The sequence below is a fragment of the Pseudomonas sp. LBUM1670 genome (assembly GCF_059695695.1).
Genome location: NZ_CP166783.1, coordinates 4,439,578 through 4,464,309 on the forward strand (window position 1 = coordinate 4,439,578; position 24,732 = coordinate 4,464,309).

Annotated in this window: 21 protein-coding genes and 1 tRNA gene; 13 read left to right on the plus strand and 9 right to left on the minus strand. The window is 59.5% G+C overall.

The genetic code is table 11. The features are described from left to right. Positions 1-98: 98 nt before the first annotated feature. Positions 99-1,427, plus strand: a complete 1,329-nt coding sequence (locus tag ACA073_RS20205) for a CoA transferase (RefSeq protein ID WP_497398969.1) — start codon at positions 99-101, stop codon at positions 1,425-1,427. Between the two features lie 132 nt (positions 1,428-1,559). Here ACA073_RS20205 and ACA073_RS20210 read toward each other — a convergent pair whose 3' ends face one another. Then, positions 1,560-2,423: a DNA-3-methyladenine glycosylase family protein gene (locus ACA073_RS20210; protein WP_497398971.1), complete on the minus strand. Its 864-nt coding sequence runs from the start codon at positions 2,421-2,423 to the stop codon at positions 1,560-1,562. Beyond that, positions 2,420-3,847 carry an arginine-ornithine antiporter gene (arcD, locus tag ACA073_RS20215; RefSeq protein WP_497398973.1) on the minus strand — a complete coding sequence of 476 codons (1,428 nt, stop codon included), beginning with the start codon at positions 3,845-3,847 and terminating at the stop codon, positions 2,420-2,422. The genes ACA073_RS20210 and arcD (ACA073_RS20215) overlap by 4 nt, the downstream gene beginning before the upstream one ends. A 427-nt stretch (positions 3,848-4,274) precedes the next feature. Here arcD (ACA073_RS20215) and arcD (ACA073_RS20220) point away from each other — a divergent pair, with 427 nt between their 5' ends. From arcD (ACA073_RS20220) to ACA073_RS20275, 12 genes are all read left to right on the plus strand, one after another. Continuing rightward, a complete protein-coding gene (gene arcD, locus ACA073_RS20220; protein ID WP_497398975.1) occupies positions 4,275-5,702 on the plus strand; it encodes an arginine-ornithine antiporter in 1,428 nt (475 codons plus the stop codon). A 35-nt stretch (positions 5,703-5,737) separates the two neighbouring features. After that, on the plus strand, positions 5,738-6,994 hold the full coding sequence (gene arcA, locus ACA073_RS20225; protein ID WP_497398977.1) for an arginine deiminase: 1,257 nt from the start codon (positions 5,738-5,740) through the stop codon (positions 6,992-6,994). 68 nt (positions 6,995-7,062) lie between these two features. Beyond that, a complete protein-coding gene (locus ACA073_RS20230; protein ID WP_497398979.1) occupies positions 7,063-8,073 on the plus strand; it encodes an ornithine carbamoyltransferase in 1,011 nt (336 codons plus the stop codon). A gap of 189 nt (positions 8,074-8,262) precedes the next feature. Continuing rightward, complete coding sequence (arcC, locus tag ACA073_RS20235) at positions 8,263-9,192, plus strand: carbamate kinase (RefSeq protein WP_497398981.1); 930 nt, start codon at positions 8,263-8,265, stop codon at positions 9,190-9,192. A 12-nt stretch (positions 9,193-9,204) separates the two neighbouring features. Next, complete coding sequence (locus tag ACA073_RS20240) at positions 9,205-9,567, plus strand: DUF5064 family protein (protein ID WP_497398983.1); 363 nt, start codon at positions 9,205-9,207, stop codon at positions 9,565-9,567. 217 nt (positions 9,568-9,784) lie between these two features. Further along, positions 9,785-11,293 carry a transcriptional regulator GcsR gene (gene gcsR, locus ACA073_RS20245; RefSeq protein WP_497398985.1) on the plus strand — a complete coding sequence of 503 codons (1,509 nt, stop codon included), beginning with the start codon at positions 9,785-9,787 and terminating at the stop codon, positions 11,291-11,293. 431 nt (positions 11,294-11,724) lie between these two features. After that, positions 11,725-12,108 carry a glycine cleavage system protein GcvH gene (gene gcvH / locus ACA073_RS20250; RefSeq protein WP_497398987.1) on the plus strand — a complete coding sequence of 128 codons (384 nt, stop codon included), beginning with the start codon at positions 11,725-11,727 and terminating at the stop codon, positions 12,106-12,108. 11 nt (positions 12,109-12,119) lie between these two features. Continuing rightward, the gene (gene gcvP / locus ACA073_RS20255; protein WP_497398989.1) at positions 12,120-14,972 is read left to right on the plus strand and encodes an aminomethyl-transferring glycine dehydrogenase; all 2,853 of its coding nucleotides are present in this window, start codon (positions 12,120-12,122) and stop codon (positions 14,970-14,972) included. Positions 14,973-15,174: 202 nt separating this feature from the next. After that, the gene (locus ACA073_RS20260) at positions 15,175-16,551 is read left to right on the plus strand and encodes an L-serine ammonia-lyase (RefSeq protein ID WP_497398991.1); all 1,377 of its coding nucleotides are present in this window, start codon (positions 15,175-15,177) and stop codon (positions 16,549-16,551) included. A 42-nt stretch (positions 16,552-16,593) separates the two neighbouring features. Next, complete coding sequence (gcvT, locus tag ACA073_RS20265) at positions 16,594-17,718, plus strand: glycine cleavage system aminomethyltransferase GcvT (protein WP_497398993.1); 1,125 nt, start codon at positions 16,594-16,596, stop codon at positions 17,716-17,718. A 403-nt stretch (positions 17,719-18,121) separates the two neighbouring features. Then, entirely contained in the window at positions 18,122-18,334 is a 213-nt protein-coding gene (locus ACA073_RS20270; protein WP_007977299.1) for a cold-shock protein, read from the plus strand. Positions 18,335-18,429: 95 nt separating this feature from the next. Continuing rightward, positions 18,430-18,918, plus strand: coding sequence for an RDD family protein (locus ACA073_RS20275; protein ID WP_084318981.1), 489 nt, complete (start codon positions 18,430-18,432; stop codon positions 18,916-18,918). Between the two features lie 137 nt (positions 18,919-19,055). Here the strand turns inward: ACA073_RS20275 and nadA are convergent, their stop codons facing one another. The 7 genes from nadA to tolB all read right to left on the minus strand — a co-directional run bounded on the left by nadA (position 19,056) and on the right by tolB (position 24,723). Beyond that, positions 19,056-20,114, minus strand: coding sequence for a quinolinate synthase NadA (gene nadA, locus ACA073_RS20280; RefSeq protein ID WP_084318979.1), 1,059 nt, complete (start codon positions 20,112-20,114; stop codon positions 19,056-19,058). A 273-nt stretch (positions 20,115-20,387) separates the two neighbouring features. Then, a tRNA-Lys gene (locus ACA073_RS20285) sits at positions 20,388-20,463 on the minus strand. A gap of 63 nt (positions 20,464-20,526) precedes the next feature. Next, positions 20,527-21,219 carry a 7-cyano-7-deazaguanine synthase QueC gene (gene queC, locus ACA073_RS20290; protein WP_497398996.1) on the minus strand — a complete coding sequence of 231 codons (693 nt, stop codon included), beginning with the start codon at positions 21,217-21,219 and terminating at the stop codon, positions 20,527-20,529. Between the two features lies 1 nt (position 21,220). Next, complete coding sequence (queE, locus tag ACA073_RS20295) at positions 21,221-21,868, minus strand: 7-carboxy-7-deazaguanine synthase QueE (RefSeq protein ID WP_497398998.1); 648 nt, start codon at positions 21,866-21,868, stop codon at positions 21,221-21,223. Between the two features lie 166 nt (positions 21,869-22,034). Continuing rightward, positions 22,035-22,886 carry a tol-pal system protein YbgF gene (ybgF, locus tag ACA073_RS20300; protein ID WP_497399000.1) on the minus strand — a complete coding sequence of 284 codons (852 nt, stop codon included), beginning with the start codon at positions 22,884-22,886 and terminating at the stop codon, positions 22,035-22,037. A 6-nt stretch (positions 22,887-22,892) separates the two neighbouring features. Next, positions 22,893-23,390, minus strand: a complete 498-nt coding sequence (gene pal / locus ACA073_RS20305; protein ID WP_497399002.1) for a peptidoglycan-associated lipoprotein Pal — start codon at positions 23,388-23,390, stop codon at positions 22,893-22,895. Between the two features lie 52 nt (positions 23,391-23,442). Further along, the gene (gene tolB, locus ACA073_RS20310; protein ID WP_461954356.1) at positions 23,443-24,723 is read right to left on the minus strand and encodes a Tol-Pal system beta propeller repeat protein TolB; all 1,281 of its coding nucleotides are present in this window, start codon (positions 24,721-24,723) and stop codon (positions 23,443-23,445) included. Positions 24,724-24,732 lie beyond the last annotated feature (9 nt).

Genomic DNA, 24,732 nt, shown 5'->3' on the forward strand with positions numbered 1-24,732 from the left:
GCTCCCACAGGGTCAGGTGTTCGGCCGACAATCGGCGTTTTCATCTAATCGAGTAGTGTTTTGGACTATGCTCGGGCTCTCGCTCAGGAGGGCTTTCGATGACTGATTTACTCACGTCCATTCAAGCCGCACTCGGCTTGCCCCGCACCCCGATTCCTTTCACCTCAAACGGCGCCCTGCCCTCGGCGTTTGCCGTCACCGACCTGGCCTGCGCCAGCATCGCCGCCGCCGGCCAGGCTGCCAGCGAATGGCTGCAGCAGCAGACCGGTCGCTTGCCCAGCCTTGAAGTCGATCGGCGCCTCGCGTCTTTCTGGTTCGCAATGTCGATCCGTCCGGTGGGCTGGAGCGTTCCGCCGCTGTGGGACCCGGTTGCCGGCGACTACCCGACCCACGACGGCTGGATCCGCCTGCACACCAACGCACCTCATCACCGCGCAGCCGCCGAAAGCGTACTCGGCGCTTGTGCCGACCGCGCCGCCGTGGCGAGCAAGGTTGCGCAATGGGCGAAAAGTGACCTGGAACAGGCCGTGGTCGACGCCGGTGGCTGCGCGGCTGAAATGCGTACCTGGGCGCAATGGCAAGCGCACCCCCAGGGTTTGGCCGTGAACGCCGAGCCGTTGATTCAGTTCTGCGCCGGTAACCCTCAACAACCGAAATCGTGGAAAGGTTGGGTGGCGCAACCCCTGGCCGGGATCAAGGTGCTGGACCTCACGCGCGTGCTCGCTGGTCCCGTCGCCAGTCGTTTTCTCGCAGGCCTCGGTGCCGATGTCTTGCGTATCGATCCACCGACCTGGAACGAACCGGGCGTGGTGCCGGAAGTCACGCTGGGCAAACGCTGCGCAAGGCTGGACCTGCACAACCATGACGATCGAGCGGTGTTCGACAGCCTGCTCAAGGACGCTGATATCTTGCTCCACGGCTACCGCGCCGACGCACTGGAAAGGCTGGGTTACGGTGTCGCCGAGCGTCAAAAACTGACGCCAGGCCTGATTGATGTGTGCCTCAACGCCTACGGCTGGAGCGGGCGATGGCAGAACCGTCGAGGCTTCGACAGCCTGGTGCAGATGAGCAGCGGGATTGCCGAAGCGGGGATGCAGTGGAAGAAAGCGGACAAGCCGATGCCGTTGCCGGTGCAGGCGCTGGATCATGCGACCGGGTATTTGATGGCGGCTGCGGCGATCACCTTGTTGGGACGGGGAGGATCGGCGCGATTATCGTTGGCGCGGACGGCGAAGTTGTTGATCGAACAGGGTGCAGGGACGGATGAACCGTTGCGCGCAGAGGACGAAAACGATCAGGGCATGTTGGTTGAGCAGACGTCATGGGGGCCGGCGCATCGGTTGCAAGTGCCGCTGAAAATCACCGGAACGCCATTGCAGTGGGCGATTCCGGCCGGGGAATTGGGTTCCCATCGCCCACAGTGGTAGTGACTGTACCGGCCCCTTCGCGAGCAAGCCCGCTCCCACATTTGACCGAGTTCACCCAAACAAAACCGGTCCCTGTGGGAGCGGGCTTGCTCGCGAAAGCGGACGAAAATTCAGTACAAATTCCGGATCAGCTCAGTCAGACCGGCTCAATGATGTCCAAAGCACCTGCGCCGCATACCCTCGAAAAGGTCGCCAGACCTCAGCCCGAGCCAACAACTCCCGAGCCGTCACCCGCGCACCTTCAACCGCCGCCAATGCCTTGATCAACCCCACATCCCCACCCGGAAACGCATCCATCTCCCGCAACTGCCGCAACGCAATGTACTGCGCCGTCCAGTCGCCAATCCCGTGCAACGCCAGCAACCGCGCCACACCGCCCTCACGCCCCGGTTCAAACAACAACGGATCATCAAGCAACGCCTGAGCCACACCCGACAACGTACGGCCACGACTTTTCGGCATGCCCAACGTCGCCAGATCCGTCTCCGCCAAAATGCTCGCCTCAGGAAACACATGAGTGACACCGGGCAGAACAGATGCCAGAGGTTGCCCATACTGCGCCACCAGTTTCCCCGCCAGCCGGATCGCCGCGCCCACCGTAATCTGCTGACCCAACACCGCACGGATCGCCAGTTCCAGACCGTCCCACGCCCCCGGAACCCGCAACCCCGGCCGCTCGGCAATCAACCGCGCCATCAACGGATCAGTCTTCAACTGTCGATGGATCGTCGGCAGGTCCGAATCCAGATCAAACATCCGCCGCAGCCGCGCAACGATCTCCGGCACCGCCGCCGGGTCAGGAAAATCCAGCGTCACTTCAAGTGAGTTCGAAAATCCGGGCCCGATAGAAAACCTGCCGTGAACGCCATTCAAACCGATGCTGCGCGAGTAAACGCCATCAATCACCGTTTCCATGCCGACCACGGCCCGCGCCGACAAAAAACCCAGCATCGCCGGCCAGTCATAGGGCGGCTGATACTCCAGCAGCAACCTCACAGCGACAGCAAGCCGCTATACAACCCATAGGCCGCCAGCCCGGCGCCGGTGATCACGCAGGTAAAAATCCCTTTCTCGAGGGTCGTGAACAAGGGTTCGCCCTGTTCGTGTTTGGCCTTGGCGAACAGAATCACCCCCGGCGCATACAGCAGCGCCGAGAGCAGCAAATATTTGACCCCGCCGGCATACAGCAGCCACACCGCATAACCCAGGGCAATGCCGCCGATCATCAGGTCCTTGGTCCGTTCCGCCGACGCGTGTTCGTAGGTTTCACCCCGCCCGCTCAACAGCACCGCATACGCCGCCGACCACAAATACGGCACCAGAATCATCGAGGACGCGAGGTAAATCAGGCTGGTGTAAGTCCCGGCGGAAAACAGCGTGATCAGCAGGAAGATCTGGATCATCACGTTGGTCAGCCACAGCGCGTTGACCGGCACACGGTTGGCGTTTTCCTTTTTCAGGAAGGCCGGCATGGTTTTGTCTTTCGCCGTGGCGAAGAGGATCTCGGCGCAGAGCAGTGCCCAGGACAACAGCGCACCGAGCAGCGAAATCGCCAGGCCAATGCTGATCAACAACGCGCCCCACGGCCCGACGATGTGTTCCAGCACGGCCGCCAGCGACGGGTTCTGCAGGTTGGCCAGTTGCGGCTGGCTCATGATCCCCAGCGACAACACATTCACCAGCACCAACAGCGCCAGCACGCCGAGAAAACCAATGACCGTCGCCCGCCCGACATCGGAACGTTTCTCCGCCCGCGCCGAATACACACTGGCGCCCTCGATGCCGATGAAGACGAACACGGTCACCAGCATCATGTTGCGCACCTGATCCATCACGCCACCGAAAGTCGGGTTGCTGCGGCCCCAGATGTCGCGGGTGAAAATGTCGGCTTTGAACGCCACGGCGGCGATCACGATGAACATGATCAGCGGCACGATCTTGGCCACGGTAGTCACTTGATTGATGAACGCCGCCTCCTTGATCCCGCGCATCACCAGAAAATGCACGGCCCACAGCAACACCGACGCGCAGCCTATGGCGATGGGCGTGTTGCCCTCGCCAAACACCGGAAAGAAATAACCGAGGGTGCTGAACAGCAACACGAAGTAACCGACGTTGCCCAGCCAGGCGCTGATCCAGTAACCCCAGGCGGACGAGAAACCCATGTAATCGCCGAAACCGGCCTTGGCATAGGCGTAGACCCCGGAATCCAGCTCGGGCTTGCGATTGGCCAGCGTCTGGAACACGAAGGCCAGGGTCAGCATGCCCACGGCGGTGATGGCCCAACCGATCAATATCGCGCCGGCATCGGCTCGGGCCGCCATGTTTTGCGGCAAGGAAAAAATCCCGCCGCCAATCATCGATCCCACCACCAGCGCGATCAGCGCGCTGAGGCGAAGCTTTTGCGTCGGTTGCGACATTCCAGCGTCTCCTTTTTCCTCGTCACAAAGGGATAACTTTAACTTAATAGATAAACGGTAATAACGTTTATTAATTGATGGCAATTCGCGTCTTTTTATTTATAGCCGATGCTTCTATAGCCAAGGCCAGCAATAGCAATTTTTTATGCAGATCCTTATACATCCATTCAATAATGAGACAAGTGTCAAAAATTTGCGGAAACCGAAAAACAAACTAGCTTAAAAACTCCAAGCAATAGGAGTTATTCCTGCTTGATCTGGCCGAGGCCTCTGGATAGGGCTTTTCCGGCGATACCGCTATGCCCGTCGAAGATTCACAAGTCTGTCATTAACAATGGAATGTGCCCATGCACTGATCTATGTCAGCTGATTGAACTGCTAACAGAATTAATCTGTTGTCTCTTTTCTCCTGCATTGGAGTCATGCAATGTCTGAATCCCCCGGAAAACTGAAACTCGGTGCACTTGTTGCGTTGGTTGTCGGCTCTATGATTGGTGGCGGGATCTTCTCTTTGCCCCAGAACATGGCCGCCAGTGCCGACGTCGGCGCCGTGCTGATCGGTTGGGCCATCACCGCCGTCGGCATGCTGACCCTGGCCTTCGTCTTCCAGACCCTCGCCAATCGAAAGCCTGATCTGGACGGCGGGGTCTATGCCTACGCCAAGGCCGGGTTCGGCGACTACATGGGTTTCTCGTCCGCCTGGGGTTACTGGATCAGTGCGTGGCTGGGCAACGTCGGTTACTTCGTTCTTCTGTTCAGCACCCTCGGCTACTTTTTCCCGATATTCGGCGAAGGCAACACCGTTGCCGCTGTAATTGGCGCTTCAGTGCTGCTCTGGGGCGTGCACTTCCTGGTGCTGCGCGGGATCAAGGAAGCGGCGTTCATCAACCTGGTGACCACCGTCGCCAAGGTCGTGCCGCTGCTGCTGTTTGTCCTGATCGCGATTTTCGCCTTCAAGCTGGATATCTTCACCGCCGACATCTGGGGCGTGAAAAACCCGGACCTGGGCAGCGTAATGAACCAAGTGCGCAAGATGATGCTGGTCACCGTCTGGGTGTTCATCGGCATCGAAGGCGCGAGCATTTTCTCGGCCCGAGCGGAAAAACGCAGCGACGTCGGTAAAGCCACCGTGATCGGCTTCATCACCGTGCTGCTGTTTCTGGTGCTGGTGAATGTGCTGTCGCTGGGCATCATGACCCAACCGGAACTGGCCAAACTGCAAAACCCGTCGATGGCCGCGGTGCTGGAACACGTGGTCGGTCAATGGGGCGCGGTGTTGATCAGCGTCGGCCTGATCATTTCCCTGCTCGGGGCGTTGCTGTCGTGGGTGCTGCTGTGTGCGGAGATCATGTTCGCTGCCGCCAAGGACCACACCATGCCGGCGTTCCTGCGCAAGGAAAACGCCAACCAGGTGCCGGTCAATGCCTTGTGGCTGACCAACGCGATGGTGCAGCTGTTCCTGATCGTCACCCTGTTTTCGGCCAGCACTTACCTGTCGCTGATCTACCTCGCCACCTCGATGATTCTGGTGCCATACCTGTGGTCCGCGGCGTATGCGCTGCTGCTGGCGGTGCGCGGCGAGAGTTATGAAAACGCGGCGGGTGAACGCAGCAAAGACCTGTTCATCGGCGCCGTGGCGTTGATTTACGCGGTCTGGCTGATCTATGCCGGCGGGGTCAAATACCTGCTGCTCTCTGCCCTGCTCTATGCCCCCGGCGCGATCCTGTTTGCCAAGGCCAAGCTCGAAGTCAACAAACCGGTTTTCACCAACGTCGAGAAGCTGATTTTCGCCGCAGTCGTCGTGGGCGCCCTGGTGGCGGCTTACGGGCTGTATGACGGTTTCCTGACCCTGTAACACCTGACTCATTTGTCATCTGGAGGAACACGGTAATGACCACGGAAAAAGTTAAGTACGGCGTACATTCCGAAGCCGGCAAACTGCGCAAAGTCATGGTTTGCTCCCCCGGCCTGGCCCACCAGCGGCTGACCCCGAACAACTGCGACGAACTGCTTTTCGATGATGTGCTGTGGGTCGCCCAGGCCAAGCGCGACCATTTCGACTTCGTCACCAAAATGCGTGAACGCAACATCGACGTGCTGGAAATGCACAACCTGCTGACCGACATCGTCGCGATTCCCGAAGCGCTGGACTGGATTCTGGAACGCAAGGTCACCGCCAATTCGGTCGGCCTTGGTCTTATCAATGAAGTCGGTTCGTGGCTGCGCAGTCTGGAGCCGCGCAAGATCGCCGAGTTCCTGATTGGCGGCGTGTCCGCCGATGACCTGCCGGACAGCTTCGGCGGCAAGACCATTCAGATGTTCCGCGATTTCCTCGGCCACTCCAGCTTCATTCTGCCGCCGCTGCCCAACACCCAGTTCACCCGCGACACCACCTGCTGGATTTACGGTGGCGTGACGCTGAACCCGATGTACTGGCCGGCGCGTCGTCAGGAAACCTTGCTGACCACGGCGATCTACAAGTTCCACCCGCAGTTCACCAACGCCGACTTCGAGATCTGGTACGGCGATCCGGACAAGGAACATGGCAGTTCCACCCTTGAAGGCGGCGACGTCATGCCGATCGGCAATGGCGTGGTGCTGATCGGCATGGGCGAACGTTCGTCTCGCCAGGCCATCGGTCAACTGGCGGTGAACCTGTTCAAGAACAAGGCTGTGGAACGCATCATCGTCGCCGGCCTGCCGAAGTCCCGCGCAGCGATGCACCTGGACACTGTGTTCAGTTTCTGCGACCGCGACCTGGTCACGATCTTCCCGGAAGTCGTGAATCAAATCGTCGCCTTCACTCTGCGACCTGACGAAAGCAAACCGGGCAGCATCGACATTCGCCGCGAAGAAACCAGCTTCCTCGACACCGTGGCCAAGGCCCTCAATCTCAAAGCATTGCGCGTAGTGGAAACCGGCGGCAACAGCTTCGCCGCCGAACGCGAACAGTGGGACGACGGCAACAACGTGGTGGCCGTGGAGCCTGGCGTGGTGATCGGTTACGACCGCAACACCTACACCAACACCCTGCTGCGCAAGGCCGGTATCGAAGTCATCACCATCAGCGCCGGCGAATTGGGACGCGGCCGTGGCGGGGGCCACTGCATGACCTGCCCGATCATTCGCGACCCTATCGACTATTAAACGACCATCCCCCGGCCGCACTGACCCGGTAGCGGCCGGGCCGATTACCGAACTCAAGGAGAATCATCATGGCGTTCAACATCCACAACCGTAACCTGCTCAGCCTGGAGCACCACACGCCCCGTGAGCTGCGTTACCTGCTCGACCTGTCCCGCGACCTCAAGCGCGCCAAATACACCGGCACCGAGCAGCAACACCTCAAGGGCAACAACATCGCGCTGATCTTCGAAAAGACCTCGACCCGCACCCGTTGCGCCTTCGAAGTCGCGGCCTATGACCAGGGCGCCAACGTCACTTACATCGACCCGAATTCCTCGCAAATCGGCCACAAGGAAAGCATGAAGGACACCGCCCGCGTACTCGGGCGCATGTACGACGCCATCGAATACCGTGGCTTCAAGCAGGAAATCGTCGAGGAGCTGGCCAAGTTTGCCGGTGTGCCGGTGTTCAACGGCCTGACCGACGAGTACCACCCAACGCAAATGATCGCTGACGTGCTGACCATGCGTGAGCACGCCGACAAACCGATCCACGAGATCAGCTACGCCTACCTCGGCGATGCGCGCAACAACATGGGTAACTCGCTTTTGCTGATCGGCGCCAAGCTGGGCATGGACGTGCGCATCTGCGCGCCGAAAGCCCTGTGGCCCCTCGACGATCTGGTCTCGCGCTGCAAGCAATACGCGGAAGAAAGCGGCGCCCGCATCACCTTGACCGAAGATCCAAAAGCAGCGGTCAAGGGCGTGGACTTCATCCACACCGATGTTTGGGTGTCGATGGGTGAACCGGTCGAAGCCTGGGCCGAACGCATCCAGCAACTGCTGCCCTACCAGGTCAACGCGGAACTGATGAAAGCCACCGGCAACCCGCGCACCAAGTTCATGCACTGCCTGCCCGCGTTCCATAACAGCGACACCAAGATCGGTAAACAGATTGCCGAGCAGTATCCGAACCTGTCCAACGGCATCGAGGTCACCGACGACGTGTTCGAGTCGCCCGCCTGCATCGCCTTCGAGCAAGCGGAAAACCGCATGCACACGATCAAGGCGATCCTGGTATCGACCCTGGCTGACCTGTAACGGCTGACCCGGCTCCCACTGACAAAACACGGTCAATGTGGGAGCGGGCTTGCTCGCGAAGACGGTGTATCAGGCAACATTTATGGTTCTGACACGCCGCCTTCGCGAGCAAGCCCGCTCCCACACTTGATCCGGTTTCGACAGGAGGACCGGATCGCTCGCAATTTCTTTGTTTAGAAGGACTAAATCATGCGTATCGTCGTTGCTCTGGGCGGTAACGCCCTGCTCCGCCGTGGTGAACCCATGACCGCGGACAATCAACGCGCCAACATCCGGATTGCCACCGAGCAAATCGCCAAGATTTACCCCGGCAATGAACTGGTCATCGCCCACGGCAATGGTCCGCAGGTCGGCCTGCTGTCGCTGCAAGCGGCGGCCTACACCTCGGTTTCGCCTTACCCGCTGGACGTGCTCGGCGCCGAAACCGAAGGCATGATCGGCTACATCATCGAACAGGAACTGGGCAACCTGCTGGACTTCGAAGTGCCCTTCGCCACCCTCCTGACCCAGGTCGAGGTCGACGCCAACGACCCGGCGTTCCAGAACCCCACCAAACCCATCGGCCCGGTGTACGCCAAGGCCGAGGCGGAAAAACTCGCCGCCGAAAAAGGCTGGGCGATTGCCCCGGACGGCGACAAATTCCGTCGTGTGGTGGCCAGCCCGAGACCGAAACGCATCTTCGAAATCCGCCCGATCAAATGGCTGCTGGAAAAAGGCAGCATCGTGATCTGCGCCGGCGGTGGCGGCATCCCGACGATGTATGGCGCCCACGGCAAACTGCAAGGCGTGGAAGCGGTGATCGACAAGGACCTGTGCTCGGCGCTGCTGGCCGAACAGCTGGAAAGCGATCTGCTGGTGATCGCCACCGACGTCAATGCCGCCTTCATTGATTTCGGCAAACCGACCCAGAAAGCCATCGCCCAGGCGCATCCGGACGACATGGAAAAACTCGGTTTCGCCGCCGGCTCCATGGGTCCGAAGGTCCAGGCTGCCTGTGAGTTCGCGCGCCATACTGGAAAAGTCGCGGTGATCGGTTCACTCTCGGACATCGAAGCGATCGTCCAGGGCAAGGCCGGTACGCGTATCACCACGGCGAAACCTGGCATAACTTATTTATAAGGAGAAACGTCAATGGCAACGTTCGAGCCCGGTCACTTGCACATCGAGCGCCACGCGCTGACCCCTGATGATGTCAACTACAACGTGCACCTCGACTATGAGGTCACGCAGGATCCCAAGAAAGGCAAAGGGATGCTGTTCACCATGCACGGCAGCCTGCAGGGAAAGGACATGACGGAGACCTTCTTTCTGGCCAAGGAGGAGGCTTACAACTTCGCCAACAACGTGACGAAAATCGCCGAGAAGTACGGAATCCCGAAAACACACAGCCAGATCGGCTCGGTTCACAAGCACTACGATTTAATGTTTGAAGACATCCGGAAGCAGTTGGATATGAAATCCGGCGACCCGGTAAACCTTGAGAACTTCGAATAGCCCTATTCCCCTGGATGAACGCTGTACCTGTGGGAGCGGGCTTGCTCGCGAAGGCGGTGTGTCAGGCAACATTTATGGTTACTGACACACCGCCTTCGCGAGCAAGCCCGCTCCCACAGGGGATCATCGTTGCGTTGAAGTCCTGCGCCAGATTTCACCATTCGCCCGCCCCAAGGCATAATTGCCACCCTCCGCACTCCAGAACCAAAATCGCCCCATGCGTATCCACGTCAGCTTCATCGACCGCGTCGGCATTACCCAGGAAGTCCTGGCCTTGCTCGGTGGGCGCAATCTCAATCTGGATGCGGTGGAAATGGTTCCGCCCAACGTCTACATCGACGCCCCGACCCTCAGTCCCGAGGTGCTCGAAGAGCTGCACGATGCGTTGCTCAGCGTGCGGGGTGTGCAAGCGATGACGGTGGTCGATATCCTTCCAGGTCAGCGCCGGCACTTGCAGCTCGACGCATTGCTTGCGGCGATGACCGATCCGGTGTTGGCACTGGACAGCGCCGGCAAGGTGCTGCTGGCGAACCCGGCACTGATCGCCCTGTACGGGCGTGAACCTGCCGGTGAAAGTGTGGCGGATCTGTTTGCCGATCCCGCCCTGCTCGACACCCTGCTGGAACAGGGCTTTCGCTTGCCGTTGCGCGAGATCACCGTCAACGGCCAGACCCTGTTGCTGGACGCCACGCCGATCACCGACGCCGGCGCGCTGCTGACGCTGTATCAACCGAACCGCATCGGCGAACGCCTCTCGGCGCTGCACCACGACCATGCCGAAGGGTTCGACGCGTTGCTCGGCGAATCCCCGGCAATTCGTACCCTCAAGGCCCGCGCCCAACGTGTAGCGACACTTGATGCGCCGTTGTTGATCCAGGGTGAAACCGGCACCGGCAAAGAACTGGTGGCCCGCGCCTGTCACGCCATCAGCGCTCGGCACAGTTCACCGTTTCTGGCATTGAACTGCGCGGCATTGCCGGAGAACCTCGCCGAAAGCGAACTGTTCGGCTATGCACCCGGCGCCTTCACCGGCGCGCAACGGGGCGGCAAACCTGGGTTGATGGAACTGGCGAATCAGGGCACGGTATTTCTCGATGAAATCGGCGAAATGTCGCCGTACTTGCAGGCGAAACTGCTGCGTTTCCTCAACGACGGCAGCTTCCGGCGTGTGGGCGGCGATCGCGAGGTGAAGGTCAACGTGCGGATCCTCAGCGCTACGCACCGCGATCTGGAAAAAATGGTCAGCGAAGGCACGTTCCGCGAAGACTTGTTCTATCGCCTCAACGTCCTGAACGTCGAAGTCCCGCCGCTGCGCGAACGTGGTCAGGACATTTTGCTGCTGGCCCGGTACTTCATGCAGCAGGCCTGTACGCAGATTCAGCGGCCGGTGTGTCGTCTGGCTCCGGGCACTTACCCGGCGCTGCTGGGCAACCGTTGGCCAGGCAACGTGCGGCAACTGCAGAACGTGATCTTCCGCGCCGCCGCGATTTGCGAAAGCAGCCTGGTGGACATCGGCGACCTCGACATCGCCGGCACCTCCGTGGCGCGCCAGAGCGACAGCGAAGTCGACAGTCTGGAACAGGCGATGGAAGAGTTTGAAAAAACCCTGCTGGAAAAACTCTACGTCAGCTACCCCTCGACCCGGCAACTGGCCAGCCGCCTGCAAACCTCCCACACCGCGATCGCCCATCGGTTGCGCAAGTACGGCATACCCAACAAACCATAAGCCTTACTCAGTCAAAAATGTGGGAGCGGGCTTGCTCGCGAAAGCGGAGTGTCAGTCGACATAGATGTTGAATGTTGAGCCGCCTTCGCGAGCAAGCCCGCTCCCCCATGTACTTCGTCGCCTTCAAATCGAGTTCAAAAACGACCTCCATCTGTACTGAAAGCGCTACAGCGGAATGATATCGATACACCCCTTCCCGATCACCGCTGTGCAAGGCTTTGATCCACCTAGACTTTTTTCTTCCCTTCAAGCTGTAGCGATTTCGCTACAGACAACTCGTCTCCATCTCGCACAAAACCCCATAATCTATTGATTTATAAGAAATAAATAACATTGGCCGCAAAATTGCTTAGTAACCGCCCATAAAGCAGGGCTTTTGCCCAAGCATTCAATCGCGTCCACCAGACGAGTCTGGCCCCTTAGGAGTTTCCATGAGCGAGTTGCGTTTTACTGAAGATCACGAATGGCTGCGTACCGAAGCTGACGGCAGCGTCACCGTCGGCATCACCGCTTTCGCACAGAACGCCCTGGGCGACGTGGTTTTCGTACAACTGCCTGAGCTGCAGTCCTACGACAAAGGCGCAGAAGCCGCCACCGTGGAATCGGTAAAAGCCGCCAGCGGCGTGTTCATGCCACTCGATGGCGAAGTGCTTGAAGTCAACCCGGCGCTGGACAGCAGCCCGGAGCTGGTCAACGAAGATCCGCTGGGTGAAGGCTGGTTCTTCCGCTTCCAGCCAAGCGACGCCTCGGCTGTCGCCAAACTGCTGGATCAGGACGCTTACGACCGTCTGATCAAAGCCAACGCCGAAGCCTGAGGAGCGCGAACATGACTCAAGTAAACCTTACGACCGCCAACGAATTCATCGCCCGCCACATCGGCCCGCGCGCCGGCGACGAGCAAGCGATGCTCAACAGCCTCGGTTTCGACTCGCTGGAAGCCCTGAGCGCCAGCGTCATTCCGGACAGCATCAAAGGCACCAGCGTGCTGGGCATGGACGATGGCCTGAGCGAAGCCGACGCCCTGGCGTTGATCAAAGGCATCGCCGCCAAGAACCAACTGTTCAAGACTTACATCGGCCAGGGCTACTACGGCACTCACACGCCGTCGCCAATCCTGCGCAACCTGCTGGAAAACCCGGCCTGGTACACCGCGTACACCCCGTACCAGCCAGAAATTTCCCAGGGCCGTCTCGAAGCGCTGCTGAATTTCCAGACGCTGATCAGCGACCTGACCGGCCTGCCGATCGCCAACGCCTCGCTGCTGGATGAAGCCACCGCCGCTGCCGAAGCCATGACCTTCTGCAAACGCCTGAGCAAAAACAAAGGCAGCCACGCGTTCTTCGCCTCGGTTCATTGCCACCCGCAAACCCTCGACGTGCTGCGCACCCGTGCCGAGCCATTGGGCATCGACGTCGTCGTCGGCGACGAGCTTGAACTGACTGACGTGACGCCGTTCTTCGGCGCTCTGCTGCAATACCCGGCGAGCAACGGCGACCTGTTCGACTACCGCGCACTGACCGAACGCTTCCACGCCGCTAATGCACTGGTTGCCGTCGCCGCAGACCTGCTGGCCCTGACCGTGCTGACCCCGCCAGGCGAATTCGGCGCCGACGTGGCCATCGGCAGCGCGCAACGCTTCGGCGTACCGCTGGGCTTCGGTGGCCCGCACGCTGCTTACTTCTCTACCAAAGACGCGTTCAAGCGCGACATGCCGGGCCGTCTGGTCGGTGTTTCCGTGGACCGTTTCGGCAAGCCGGCCCTGCGCCTGGCCATGCAGACCCGCGAGCAACATATCCGCCGCGAGAAAGCCACCAGCAACATCTGCACCGCGCAGGTTCTGTTGGCCAACATCGCCAGCATGTACGCCGTGTATCACGGCCCGAAAGGCCTGACGCAGATTGCCAACCGCATTCATCACCTGACCGCGATCCTCGCCAAAGGCTTGAGCGCACTGGGCCTGACCGTCGAACAAACCAGCTTCTTCGACACCCTGACCCTGAACACCGGCGCCAACACGGCCAAACTGCACGACAAGGCGCGTGCGCAGCAGATCAACCTGCGCGTAGTTGATGGCGAGCGTCTGGGCCTGTCCCTCGACGAAACCACTTCGCAAGCTGATGTGGAAACCCTGTGGGCCTTGCTCGCCGACGGTAAAGCGCTACCGGACTTCGCCGCCATCGCCGCTTCGGTTGTTAGCGCAATCCCGGCCGCTCTGGTGCGTCAATCGCCGATCCTCAGCCACCCGGTGTTCAACCGTTATCACTCGGAAACCGAGCTGATGCGCTACCTGCGCAAGCTCGCCGACAAGGACCTGGCCCTGGATCGCACCATGATCCCGCTGGGTTCCTGCACCATGAAACTCAACGCTGCCAGCGAAATGATCCCGGTGACCTGGGCTGAATTCGGTGCCCTGCACCCGTTCGCTCCGGCCGAACAAAGCGCCGGCTACCAGCAACTGACCGATGAACTGGAAGCGATGCTCTGCGCCGCCACCGGTTACGACTCGATCTCCCTGCAACCGAACGCCGGTTCGCAAGGTGAATACGCCGGCCTGCTGGCGATTCGCGCTTATCACCAGAGCCGTGGCGAAGACCGTCGCGACATCTGCCTGATCCCGTCCTCCGCCCACGGCACCAACCCGGCCACCGCCAACATGGCTGGCATGCGTGTGGTCGTAACGGCTTGCGATGCCCGCGGCAACGTCGACATCGAAGACCTGCGCGCCAAGGCCATCGAGCACCGCGAACACCTCGCTGCGTTGATGATTACTTACCCGTCGACCCACGGCGTGTTCGAAGAAGGTATCCGCGAAATCTGCGGCATCATTCATGACAACGGCGGCCAGGTGTACATCGACGGCGCCAACATGAACGCGATGGTCGGCCTCTGCGCGCCGGGCAAGTTCGGCGGCGACGTGTCGCACCTGAACCTGCACAAAACTTTCTGCATCCCTCACGGTGGCGGCGGCCCGGGTGTCGGCCCGATTGGCGTCAAGTCGCACCTGACCCCGTTCCTGCCGGGCCATGCCCAGATGGAGCGCAAGGAAGGCGCGGTCTGCGCGGCACCGTTCGGCAGCGCGAGCATTCTGCCGATCACCTGGATGTACATTCGGATGATGGGCGGCGCGGGTCTCAAGCGTGCTTCGCAATTGGCGATCCTCAATGCCAACTACATTTCCCGTCGCCTCGAAGAGCACTATCCAGTGCTGTACACCGGCAGCAACGGTCTGGTGGCGCACGAATGCATCCTCGACCTGCGTCCGTTGAAAGACAGCAGCGGCATCAGCGTCGATGACGTCGCCAAGCGCCTGATCGACTTCGGTTTCCACGCCCCGACCATGTCGTTCCCGGTCGCCGGCACGTTGATGATCGAGCCGACCGAAAGCGAATCCAAGGAAGAGCTGGACCGCTTCTGCGACGCCATGATCCGCATCCGCGAAGAAATCCGCGCAGTGGAAAACGGCACCCTGGACAAGGACGACAACCCGCTGAAAAACGCTCCGCACACCGCCGCGGAAATCGTTGGCGATTGGACGCATCCGTACAGCCGCGAACAAGCGGTGTATCCGGTCGCGTCGCTGATCGAAGGCAAGTACTGGCCGCCGGTCGGTCGCGTCGACAACGTCTTCGGCGATCGCAACCTGGTTTGCGCCTGCCCGTCGATCGAAAGCTACGCTTAAACAAGTGGGGGCGGGTTCGCTCGCCCCACTCAAGAACACCGCATCCCCCCCTGTGGGAGCGGGCTTGCTCGCGAAAGCGCTGGAACAGTCACCATCAATGTTGCCTGACACACCGCTTTCGCGAGCAAGCCCGCTCCCACAGGGGTCCGTGTAACGCCTCAAATTTCCGCCAATTCCTATAACAAGAAACCGGAGAACAACCATGTCGTTAAGCGTGTTCGACCTGTTCAAGATTGGCATCGGCCCCTCCAGCTCCCACACCGTCGGCCCGATGCGCGCCGCTGCGCGTTTCGTCGAAGGTTTGCGCCGTGAAGGGCTGCTGGCCGCCACCACCTGCGTCAAAGTCGAGCTCTACGGCTCACTCGGCGCCACCGGCAAAGGACACGGCAGTGACAAGGCTGTGCTGCTCGGCCTGGAAGGCGAACACCCGGACACCGTGAACACCGAAACCGTCGCCGCCCGTCTGCAAGACATTCGTGGCAACGGTCGCTTGAACCTGCTCGGCGAACACAGCATTGCGTTCAACGAGAAAGAACACCTGGCGATGATCCGCAAACCGTTGGCCTATCACCCCAACGGCATGATTTTTCGCGCGTTCGACGCCGCGGGCCTGCAGATCCGCAGCCGCGAGTACTACTCGGTCGGCGGCGGTTTCGTGGTCGATGAAGACGCCGCCGGCGCCGACCGTATCGTCGAAGACGCCACACCGCTGACCTTCCCGTTCAAAAGCGCCAAGGACCTGCTCGGTCATTGCGCCACTTACGGCCTGTCCATCAGCCAGGTGATGCTGACCAACGAAAGTGCCTGGCGCCCGGAAGCGGAAACCCGCGCCGGCCTGCTGAAGATCTGGCAAGTGATGCAGGACTGCGTCGACGCCGGTTGCCGCAACGAAGGCATCCTGCCCGGCGGGTTGAAGGTCAAACGGCGAGCGGCAGCGCTGCATCGGCAACTGTGCCAGAACCCGGAATCGTCGTTGCGCGATCCGCTGTCGGTGCTGGACTGGGTCAACCTGTACGCCCTGGCGGTCAACGAAGAAAATGCCAACGGCGGGCGCGTGGTCACCGCGCCTACCAACGGTGCAGCGGGCATCGTCCCGGCGGTTTTGCATTACTACATGCGCTTCATCCCCGGCGCCAACGAAGACGGCGTCGTACGCTTTCTGCTGACGGCCGCCGCCATCGGCATTCTCTACAAAGAAAACGCCTCGATCTCCGGTGCCGAAGTCGGCTGTCAGGGTGAAGTCGGCGTGGCCTGCTCCATGGCGGCGGGCGCCTTGTGCGAAGTACTGGGCGGCACCGTGCAGCAAGTGGAAAACGCCGCCGAAATCGGCATGGAACACAACCTCGGCCTGACCTGCGACCCGATCGGCGGGCTGGTGCAAGTGCCGTGTATCGAGCGCAACGCCATGGGTTCGGTGAAAGCCATCAATGCGGTGCGCATGGCCCTGCGCGGCGACGGTCAGCACTTCGTCTCCCTCGACAAAGTCATCCGCACCATGCGCCAGACCGGCGCCGACATGAAAAGCAAATACAAGGAAACCGCCCGTGGCGGTTTGGCGGTCAACATTATCGAGTGCTGATGCGCGCTCATTGCATCTGCACACTTTTTTCAGGAGCTGGATATGTCCACCGAACAACTGTTGAAAACCCCGTTGCACGCACTGCACATCGAACTCGGTGCCCGTATGGTGCCGTTTGCCGGCTACGACATGCCGGTGCAATACCCGCTGGGCGTGATGAAAGAGCACCAGCACACCCGTGATCAGGCCGGGCTGTTCGATGTCTCGCACATGGGCCAGATCCGCCTGACCGGCGCCAATGCCGCCAAGGCCCTGGAAACCCTGGTGCCGGTGGACATCATCGACCTGCCGGTGGGCATGCAGCGTTACGCGATGTTCACCCACTCGACCGGTGGCATCCTCGACGACCTGATGGTCGCCAACCTCGGTAACGACGAACTGTTCCTGGTGGTCAATGCGGCCTGCAAGGATCAGGACCTGGCGCACCTGCGTCAGCACATCGCTGATCAGTGCACGATCGAGCCGTTGTTCGAAGAACGCGCATTACTGGCCCTGCAAGGTCCGGCGGCAGTCACCGTGCTTGCGCGCCTGGCGCCTGAAGTGGCGAAGATGACTTTCATGCAGTTCGCCCGCGTGAAACTGCTGGGTGTGGACTGCTTTGTCAGCCGCTCGGGTTACACGGGTGAAGACGGTTTCGAAATTTCCGTGCCGGCCACTGATGCCGAAGCCCTGGCTCGTGCCCTCCTGGCCGAACCGGAAGTCGCGGCCATTGGCCTCGGCGCCCGCGATTCACTGCGCCTGGAGGCCGGCCTGTGCCTCTACGGCCACGACATGAACACCAAAACGACCCCGATCGAAGCCAGCCTGTTGTGGGCCATCTCCAAGCCTCGTCGTGCCGATGGTGCGCGGGCCGGCGGCTTCCCTGGCGCTGAAACCGTATTCGCCCAGCAACAAGCCGGTGTCAGCCGCAAGCGCGTAGGCCTGTTGCCGCAGGAACGCACACCGGTGCGCGAGGGTGCAGAAATCGTCAACGAAGCGGGCGACATCATCGGCACCGTTTGCAGCGGCGGGTTCGGCCCGACCTTGGGCGGCCCCTTGGCCATGGGTTACCTCGACAGCGCTTACATCGCCATCGACACACCGGTGTTCGCGATCGTTCGTGGGAAAAAGGTGCCAATGCTTGTAAGCAAAATGCCATTTGTGCCACAACGCTACTATCGTGGCTGATTGACTGTTTCTATAAGTAACGCGGTTGCGTTAACAGTGCACTAATGTGTAACGCAATCGCCATAAAATAGTGCATGTCTCTGGCTCTAAGCTTCGTTTATGAACTTTGCTTATAACGATCGAAAACAATTGAACACCGCTATCGCATAAGCCAGCACTAGTTGGCGCGCGATGCCACCAACACGAGCAAAACCGGGCCTCTCACAGGGCTTGTTTTTTCTCCCGTAGTTGGCGTAGAGTTTATTCACTGTGTTTGCATGGGTCGCTTGGAATCGTGACCTGGGCAGTAGCCTACAAGTTAGCTACATCCCGTTCGACGTCTTCTTACTCTCCTGCAACCAGCCCCAGTACTCTTTCATGAGAAGGAGACTGTCATTAATTTTTGCGTCAAAGGAAATAAGAAATGTCCCAACGTCAGAGCGGTACCGTCAAGTGGTTTAACGACGAGAAAGGTTTTGGTTTTATCACTCCAGAAAGCGGTCCGGATCTGTTCGTGCATTTCCGCGCTATTCAGGGCAACGGCTTCAAGAGCCTCAAAGAAGGCCAGAAAGTGACCTTCATCGCCGTGCAAGGCCAGAAAGGCATGCAGGCTGACGAAGTTCAAGCAGAAGCCTAACCTTCTGTTACGAAAAAGCCCCTGATGCTGACATCAGGGGCTTTTTTGTGCGCGTAAATCCGTAAAATGGCTTTTTTTTCGCAGAGAACCCTGCCATGTCGAAACACCTGCTCAAACCACAGGGCGACTTTCCCGCCGCGACCCTGGGTCGCCGCCTGGCAGCGATGTTTTATGACTTCCTGTTGTGCACCGCCCTGCTGATCGTGACCAGCGGCGTTTACAAGATGATCCAGATGGCGATCATCGGCGAAGACAAAATGCGCACGCTGACCGAAGCCGGCGCGCTGGACGGTGATCCGTTGTTGTCGACGGTGTTGTTGTTCGTGCTGTTCGGCTTCTTCGCCAAATTCTGGACTTGGTCCGGCCAGACGCTGGGCATGCAGGTGTGGTGCATTCGTGTGCAGAATGCCGATGGCTCATCTATCAGCCTGTGGCAGGCGCTGCTGCGGTTCGTCGTGTCGATCGCATCCTTGCTGTGTGTGGGCCTGGGGTTTATCTGGTCGCTGTTCGATAAACAGAAACGCAGCTGGCATGACATGTATTCCAACACCCAGCTGGTGCGGATCCCGAAGAAAACAAAGTAACTGCGGATAGCAAAAATCACTGTGGGAGCGGGCTTGCTCGCGAAAGCGTTGTGTCAGACAACATCTATGCTGTCTGATACTCCGCTTTCGCGAGCAAGCCCGCTCCCACAATTTTTTTGCGACTTGACTGATAAATCTCAGGCGTTACCGGCCAGCTTCATCCGCGCAGCCTGGGTGAAGTCGAGCATCCGCTTCAACGGCCGAATTGCCTGCGGGATCAGCGCCGGATCAACAAAGATCTCGTTCGTCCCTTCTTTCAAGCTCTTCAGCACGCGCTCAAGCGTATTCATCGCCATCCACGGGCAATGTGCGCAACTGCGGCACGCCGCGCCGTTACCCGCCGTTGGCGCCTCGATGAAGACCTTGTCCGGGCACAGCTGCTGCATCTTGTAGAAGATGCCACGGTCAGTGGCGACAATCAGCGTCTTGTTCGGCAGGCTTTGTGCCGCAGCGATCAGCTGACTGGTGGAACCGACGGCGTCCGCCAGTTCGATCACCGAAGTCGGCGATTCCGGATGCACCAGAATTGCCGCATCCGGATACAGCGCCTTCATGTCTTCAAGCTGCTTGGATTTGAACTCTTCGTGAACGATGCAGGCACCGTCCCACAGCAACATGTCCGCGCCGGTCTTGCGCTGGATGTAGGTGCCCAGGTGTTTGTCCGGGCCCCAGATGATCGTCTCGCCGTTATCCATCAGGCTTTCGACGATTTCCAGCGCACAGCTTGAAGTCACGACCCAGTCCGCCCGGGCTTTGACCGCTGCTGATGTATTGGCGTACACCACGACAGTGCGTTCCGGGTGCTGATCGCAAAACGCCGAGAACTCATCCACCGGGCACCCCAGATCCAGCGAGCAGGTCGCTTCCAGCGTCGGCATCAGCACGCGTTTTTCAGGATTGAGGATTTTGGCGGTTTCACCCATGAACTTCACGCCGGCGACCACCACGGTCTTGGCCGGGTGAGCATTGCCGAAGCGGGCCATCTCCAGCGAGTCGGAGACACAGCCACCGGTTTCTTCAGCCAGGGCTTGAATGACCGGATCACAATAAAAGTGGGCAACCAGCACCGCGTCCTGAGCCTTAAGCTCGGCGGCGATGGCAGCACGGTAATAGGCCTCCTCCTCGACCGTCAGCGGCTTGGGCTGCTTGGCGTCGAGGTGGGCTTGAACCAGAAGGCGTTCGGAAATCTGCGTCATGTTCGCAAGACCTGCAGGCGCATTCGCGCGAAAGTCGAGTATACACCCGGCTCCGGACCCTTCAGGGTACCGCCGGGAAAGTGAGTATTCATCAGGCACGGAGAGCGTTGAAGCTGCGCAAGGCTACAGAATATCCCGTGGATGCAAAAGATGATTCTGACCTGCGTCATGCGGTGCCGCCCCGAACCGGGCCGACCTTAAATCGCGTGCAAAAAAAAATCCGGAAATCCTCACTTGCGTGGGCCTTCCAGACTTTTAAAACTGCTACAAAAATGGTGGGTCGTGTGGGATTCGAACCTACGACCAATTGGTTAAAAGCCAACTGCTCTACCAACTGAGCTAACGACCCGCTGTGTGGTGGCGCGTATAATACTGATTTTTAACGGTTATTCAACACCTAATTTGAAATAAATCAGAAATAAGGTGTTGGATCGCTGATTCCGGCGGTCGCGAAGCCTTCCGCACGCAGTCTGCAGCTGTCGCATTTGCCGCATGCACGACCATTATCGTCCGCCTGATAGCAGGAAACGGTCAGGCCATAATCAACGCCCAGCTTCACACCCGCCTCGACGATTTGCGCCTTGCTCAGGTTTTGCAGTGGGGCCTGGATACGGAAGCCATTGCCTTCCACACCGGCCTTGGTCGCCAGATTGGCCATGCGTTCGAAAGACTCGATGAACTCGGGACGGCAGTCCGGGTAACCGGAATAGTCCACTGCGTTCACACCAATGAAGATGTCACGCGCGCCCAGCACTTCGGCCCAACCCAGCGCGAGGGACAGAAACACCGTGTTGCGCGCCGGCACGTAAGTCACCGGAATACCTTCGCCAGCCTCTTCCGGCACGTCGATGCTGCTGTCGGTCAGTGCCGAGCCACCGATGCCGTTCAGGTTCAGACCGATCACCTTGTGTTCGACTACACCCAAATCCCGGGCAACACGCTCGGCGGCGTACAATTCGGCATGGGACCGCTGACCGTAGTCGAAGCTCATGGTGTAGCAGCTGTAGCCTTCAGCACGAGCCATGGCCACGACGGTTGCCGAGTCCAGACCACCGGACAGCAAAATGACCGCACGTTTTTCAGCAGTGTTCAGTGGTTCCGTCATATCAGCGCCCCGGCTCGTCATTCCAAAGATATTTATGCAGCTGCAATTGCAGTCGTACTGGCAGGTTGTCCGCCACCACCCAATCCGCCAGATCCCGAGCATTCAGGTCATGGTGGCTTGGCGAGAACAGCACTTCGCCGGCACGCCGGTCCAGACCGTACTGAATCAGCTTCGACACGGCCCAGTCGTAGTCTTCCCGCGAGCAGATGACAAATTTCACCTGATCGTTGGGCGTGAGCAGTTCGACGTTCTCGTAGAGGTTGCGATGCGCTTCCTTCGAACCCGGGGTTTTCAGGTCGACAACGCGACTGACCCGTGAATCTACCGCCGAGATATCCAGTGCACCACTGGTTTCCAGTGACACTTCGTAACCGGCGTCACACAACTGCTTGAGCAATGGGATGGCGTTGGGTTGTGCCAGCGGCTCGCCGCCGGTGACACAGACATAACGCGGGCGGAAACCGGCCACTTGCTCGAGGATATCGTCGAGCGTGCGAACAGTGCCGCCAGAGAACGCATAGGCGCTGTCGCAGTATTGGCAACGCAATGGGCAACCGGTCAGGCGCACAAAAACAGTGGGCAGCCCGGCGGTCCGCGTTTCACCCTGCAACGAGTAGAAAACTTCGGTGATTCTCAATGTTTCTTGCATAGTCGCCACGGGCATAACAGCTAAACAGGCTGTCCGCCTCCGTCAGGCACTTCAAGGAACCCCGCCAATGCGCAGATCCCAAAAAGCGTGTTTCATAAAAAGGGCGTGAATTCTAACGAAAAAACCCGCGACAAGCGCGGGTTTCTTCGAAACGGGTCTGGCAGGCTTACATGCGCTGCAGATCGCGTTGGGCCAGCTGAGCGGCGGAAGTGCCCGGATATTGGGACACGACCTGCTGCAGAATGCCTTTGACCTTGTCGGGATGACCGAGGCGGCGCTCTACATCAGCTAGCTTGTACAGCGAGTCAGGCACTTTGTTGTGCTTTGGGTACAGCTGCGAAACCTTGGCAAATGCCTGACCTGCACCCTGCAGATCGCCTTTGGCCAGGTTCACTTCGCCCAACCAGTATTGGGCATTGCCCGCGTACTGGCTGTTCGGGTATTTGCGCAGGAAAGCGGCGAAGGCCTGGCTGGCCTTGTCGAAATCCTTGGCCTTGATCAGGTCGAAGGCTGCATCGTAATACAGTTTTTCCTTCGCCGGATCCGCCGGTTCGCTACCCGCGGCAGGCGCTTGAGTGGAAGTGGCAGCGGCTGCCGCCCCCGCACCTGCGCCAGCTGCCGCACCGGGGGCGTTCAAATCGCCACCGGTAGAAGAATTCTCAGGAGTCGCGGCTGGTGCAACGCCGGTTCCTATGCGCCGATCAAGATCCTGATATCGCTCCAGGTTTTCCTGCTTCATGCGCGCTACATCGTTTTGCAGAACTTCGATGATGCCTTGTTGGCGCGAGATCTGCTCCTGCATCGATTGCAGTTGGTTGAACAGCTCGCCCTGTGCCGAGACAGGGGCCGAAACCCCTCCCCCGGCATAGGCGCCGTTCGTACCGTAACCCGCAGGCGGATAACTGCTCCCGCTATTGTTATAGCCGGAGTCATTATCGACCACAGGAACCGCAGCCCACACCGCAAGCGGTGCGAGACTGAGAGCCAAAACAGTTACAGCACGACGGCACGTTCGCATGACGAATTACTTACGCAGTTCGACGCGACGGTTTTGAGCCCAGGACTGCTCGTCGTTGCCGGTAGCAACTGCACGCTCTTCGCCGTAGGAAACCAGTTCCAGCTGAGCTGGGGAAACACCTTGCAGTACCAGGTAGCGTTGAACGGCTTTCGCACGACGCTCGCCCAGTGCCATGTTGTACTCACGAGTACCACGTTCGTCGGTGTTGCCTTCCAGAACAACGCGAGCGCCGTTTGCTTTCAGGTCTTTGGCGTGAACGTCCAGGGAGCGCATGGCTTCTGGCTTCAGGTCCGAGCTGTCGTATTCGAAGTAGAAGGTGGTGATTGCGCGCAGAGCAGCTTCTTCGCTCAGGGAGCCATCAACGGCACCAGTGTTAGCGCCGTAACCAGCGTTTGGATCGACAGCGCCTTCACCGGCATTGTCGCCGCCTTTGGACGAGCAACCTACAGCTACAGCCATGGCCAGAGCCAGCGCAGCAAATTTACCAAACTTCAGCATTTCCATCGTGAAACTCCTAATGAACCCCAGTGTGTTAAGTAAAACGTGTAGCGCCGCGTCAGTTCAGGTAAGGGGACCAGGACGGTTCTCTGACTTCGCCTTGTGCGGTAGGAAGCGGGAGCCTCACGCGTCCATTAATGGACACGAGCATCAAGACTCCCCGGCCCTGCTGGCGGGTGGCGTAGATTACCATGGTGCCGTTGGGCGCAACAGTAGGCGACTCGTCCAGAGTGCTATCAGTGAGGATTTTTACGCTTCCGCGCTGCAAATCCTGGGCCGCCACCTTGAAATTAGTGAAGCCATCCTGGCGGTGAATCATCACCAGGGTCTTTTCATCAGCCGAAAGCTTCGGGTTGGCGTTGTAGTTACCGATAAAGGTCACACGCTCCGCGCCGCCGCCGCCCACGCTGGTTTTGTAGATCTGTGGCTTGCCGCCACGGTCTGACGTGAAGTAGATGGTCGAACCATCCTTACCCCAGAACGGTTCGGTGTTGATGCCGGGACCGTTGGTGACGCGAGTGATCTGACGCGAACCCAGGTTCATCACATAAATGTCCGGGTTACCGTCTTTCGACAGCACGAACGCCAGGCGATTGCCATCCGGCGACCAGGCAGGCGCTCCATTCAGGCCTTCGAAGTTGGTGATCTGCTCACGGCGACCGGTGTCGATGTTCTGCATGAAAATACGCGGACGCTTCTGCTCGAACGACACATAAGCGATGCGCTTGCCATCCGGTGCGAAACGCGGCGACAGGATCGGCTCGCGCGATTGCAGCAGGGTCACGGCGCGGGCACCGTCATAGTCCGAACGTTGCAGCGTGTAACGCGTGTTCTTCTCGGAGAAACGCTCTGCCGTCACGTACAGCAGACGAGTCGAGAACGCACCTTTGATACCGGTGAGTTTTTCGAACGACTGGTCCGCAATGTAGTGCGACATGTCGCGCAGTTGATCAACGCTGCCCGACACGCTACCGGTCAGCACTTGCTGTTCGGTAGCGACGTTGAACAACGCGTATTGAACCTGCAGGCGACCGCCCGCCGGAGCGATGCTGCCGACCATGACGTACTGGGCGCCCAGCGCCTTGAAGTCACGGTAGATGATTTCGCTGGCCTGGCTCGGCTGGCTGATCATGTTCTGCTTTGGAATCGGCGAGTAGTAACCCGAGTTACGCAGGTCGTTCCCGATGATTTCCGCCATATCGTCCGGCAGCACGCTGCCGCCCTGGTTGCCGAACGGTACGACGGCGATCGGAGTAGCCCGATCGCTGCCGCTGGTGACCAGAATGTTTTTTTCATCTGCCGCCGCTATCCCTGCCATGCAGCAGATCACGACCAGCATTCCTCGAAG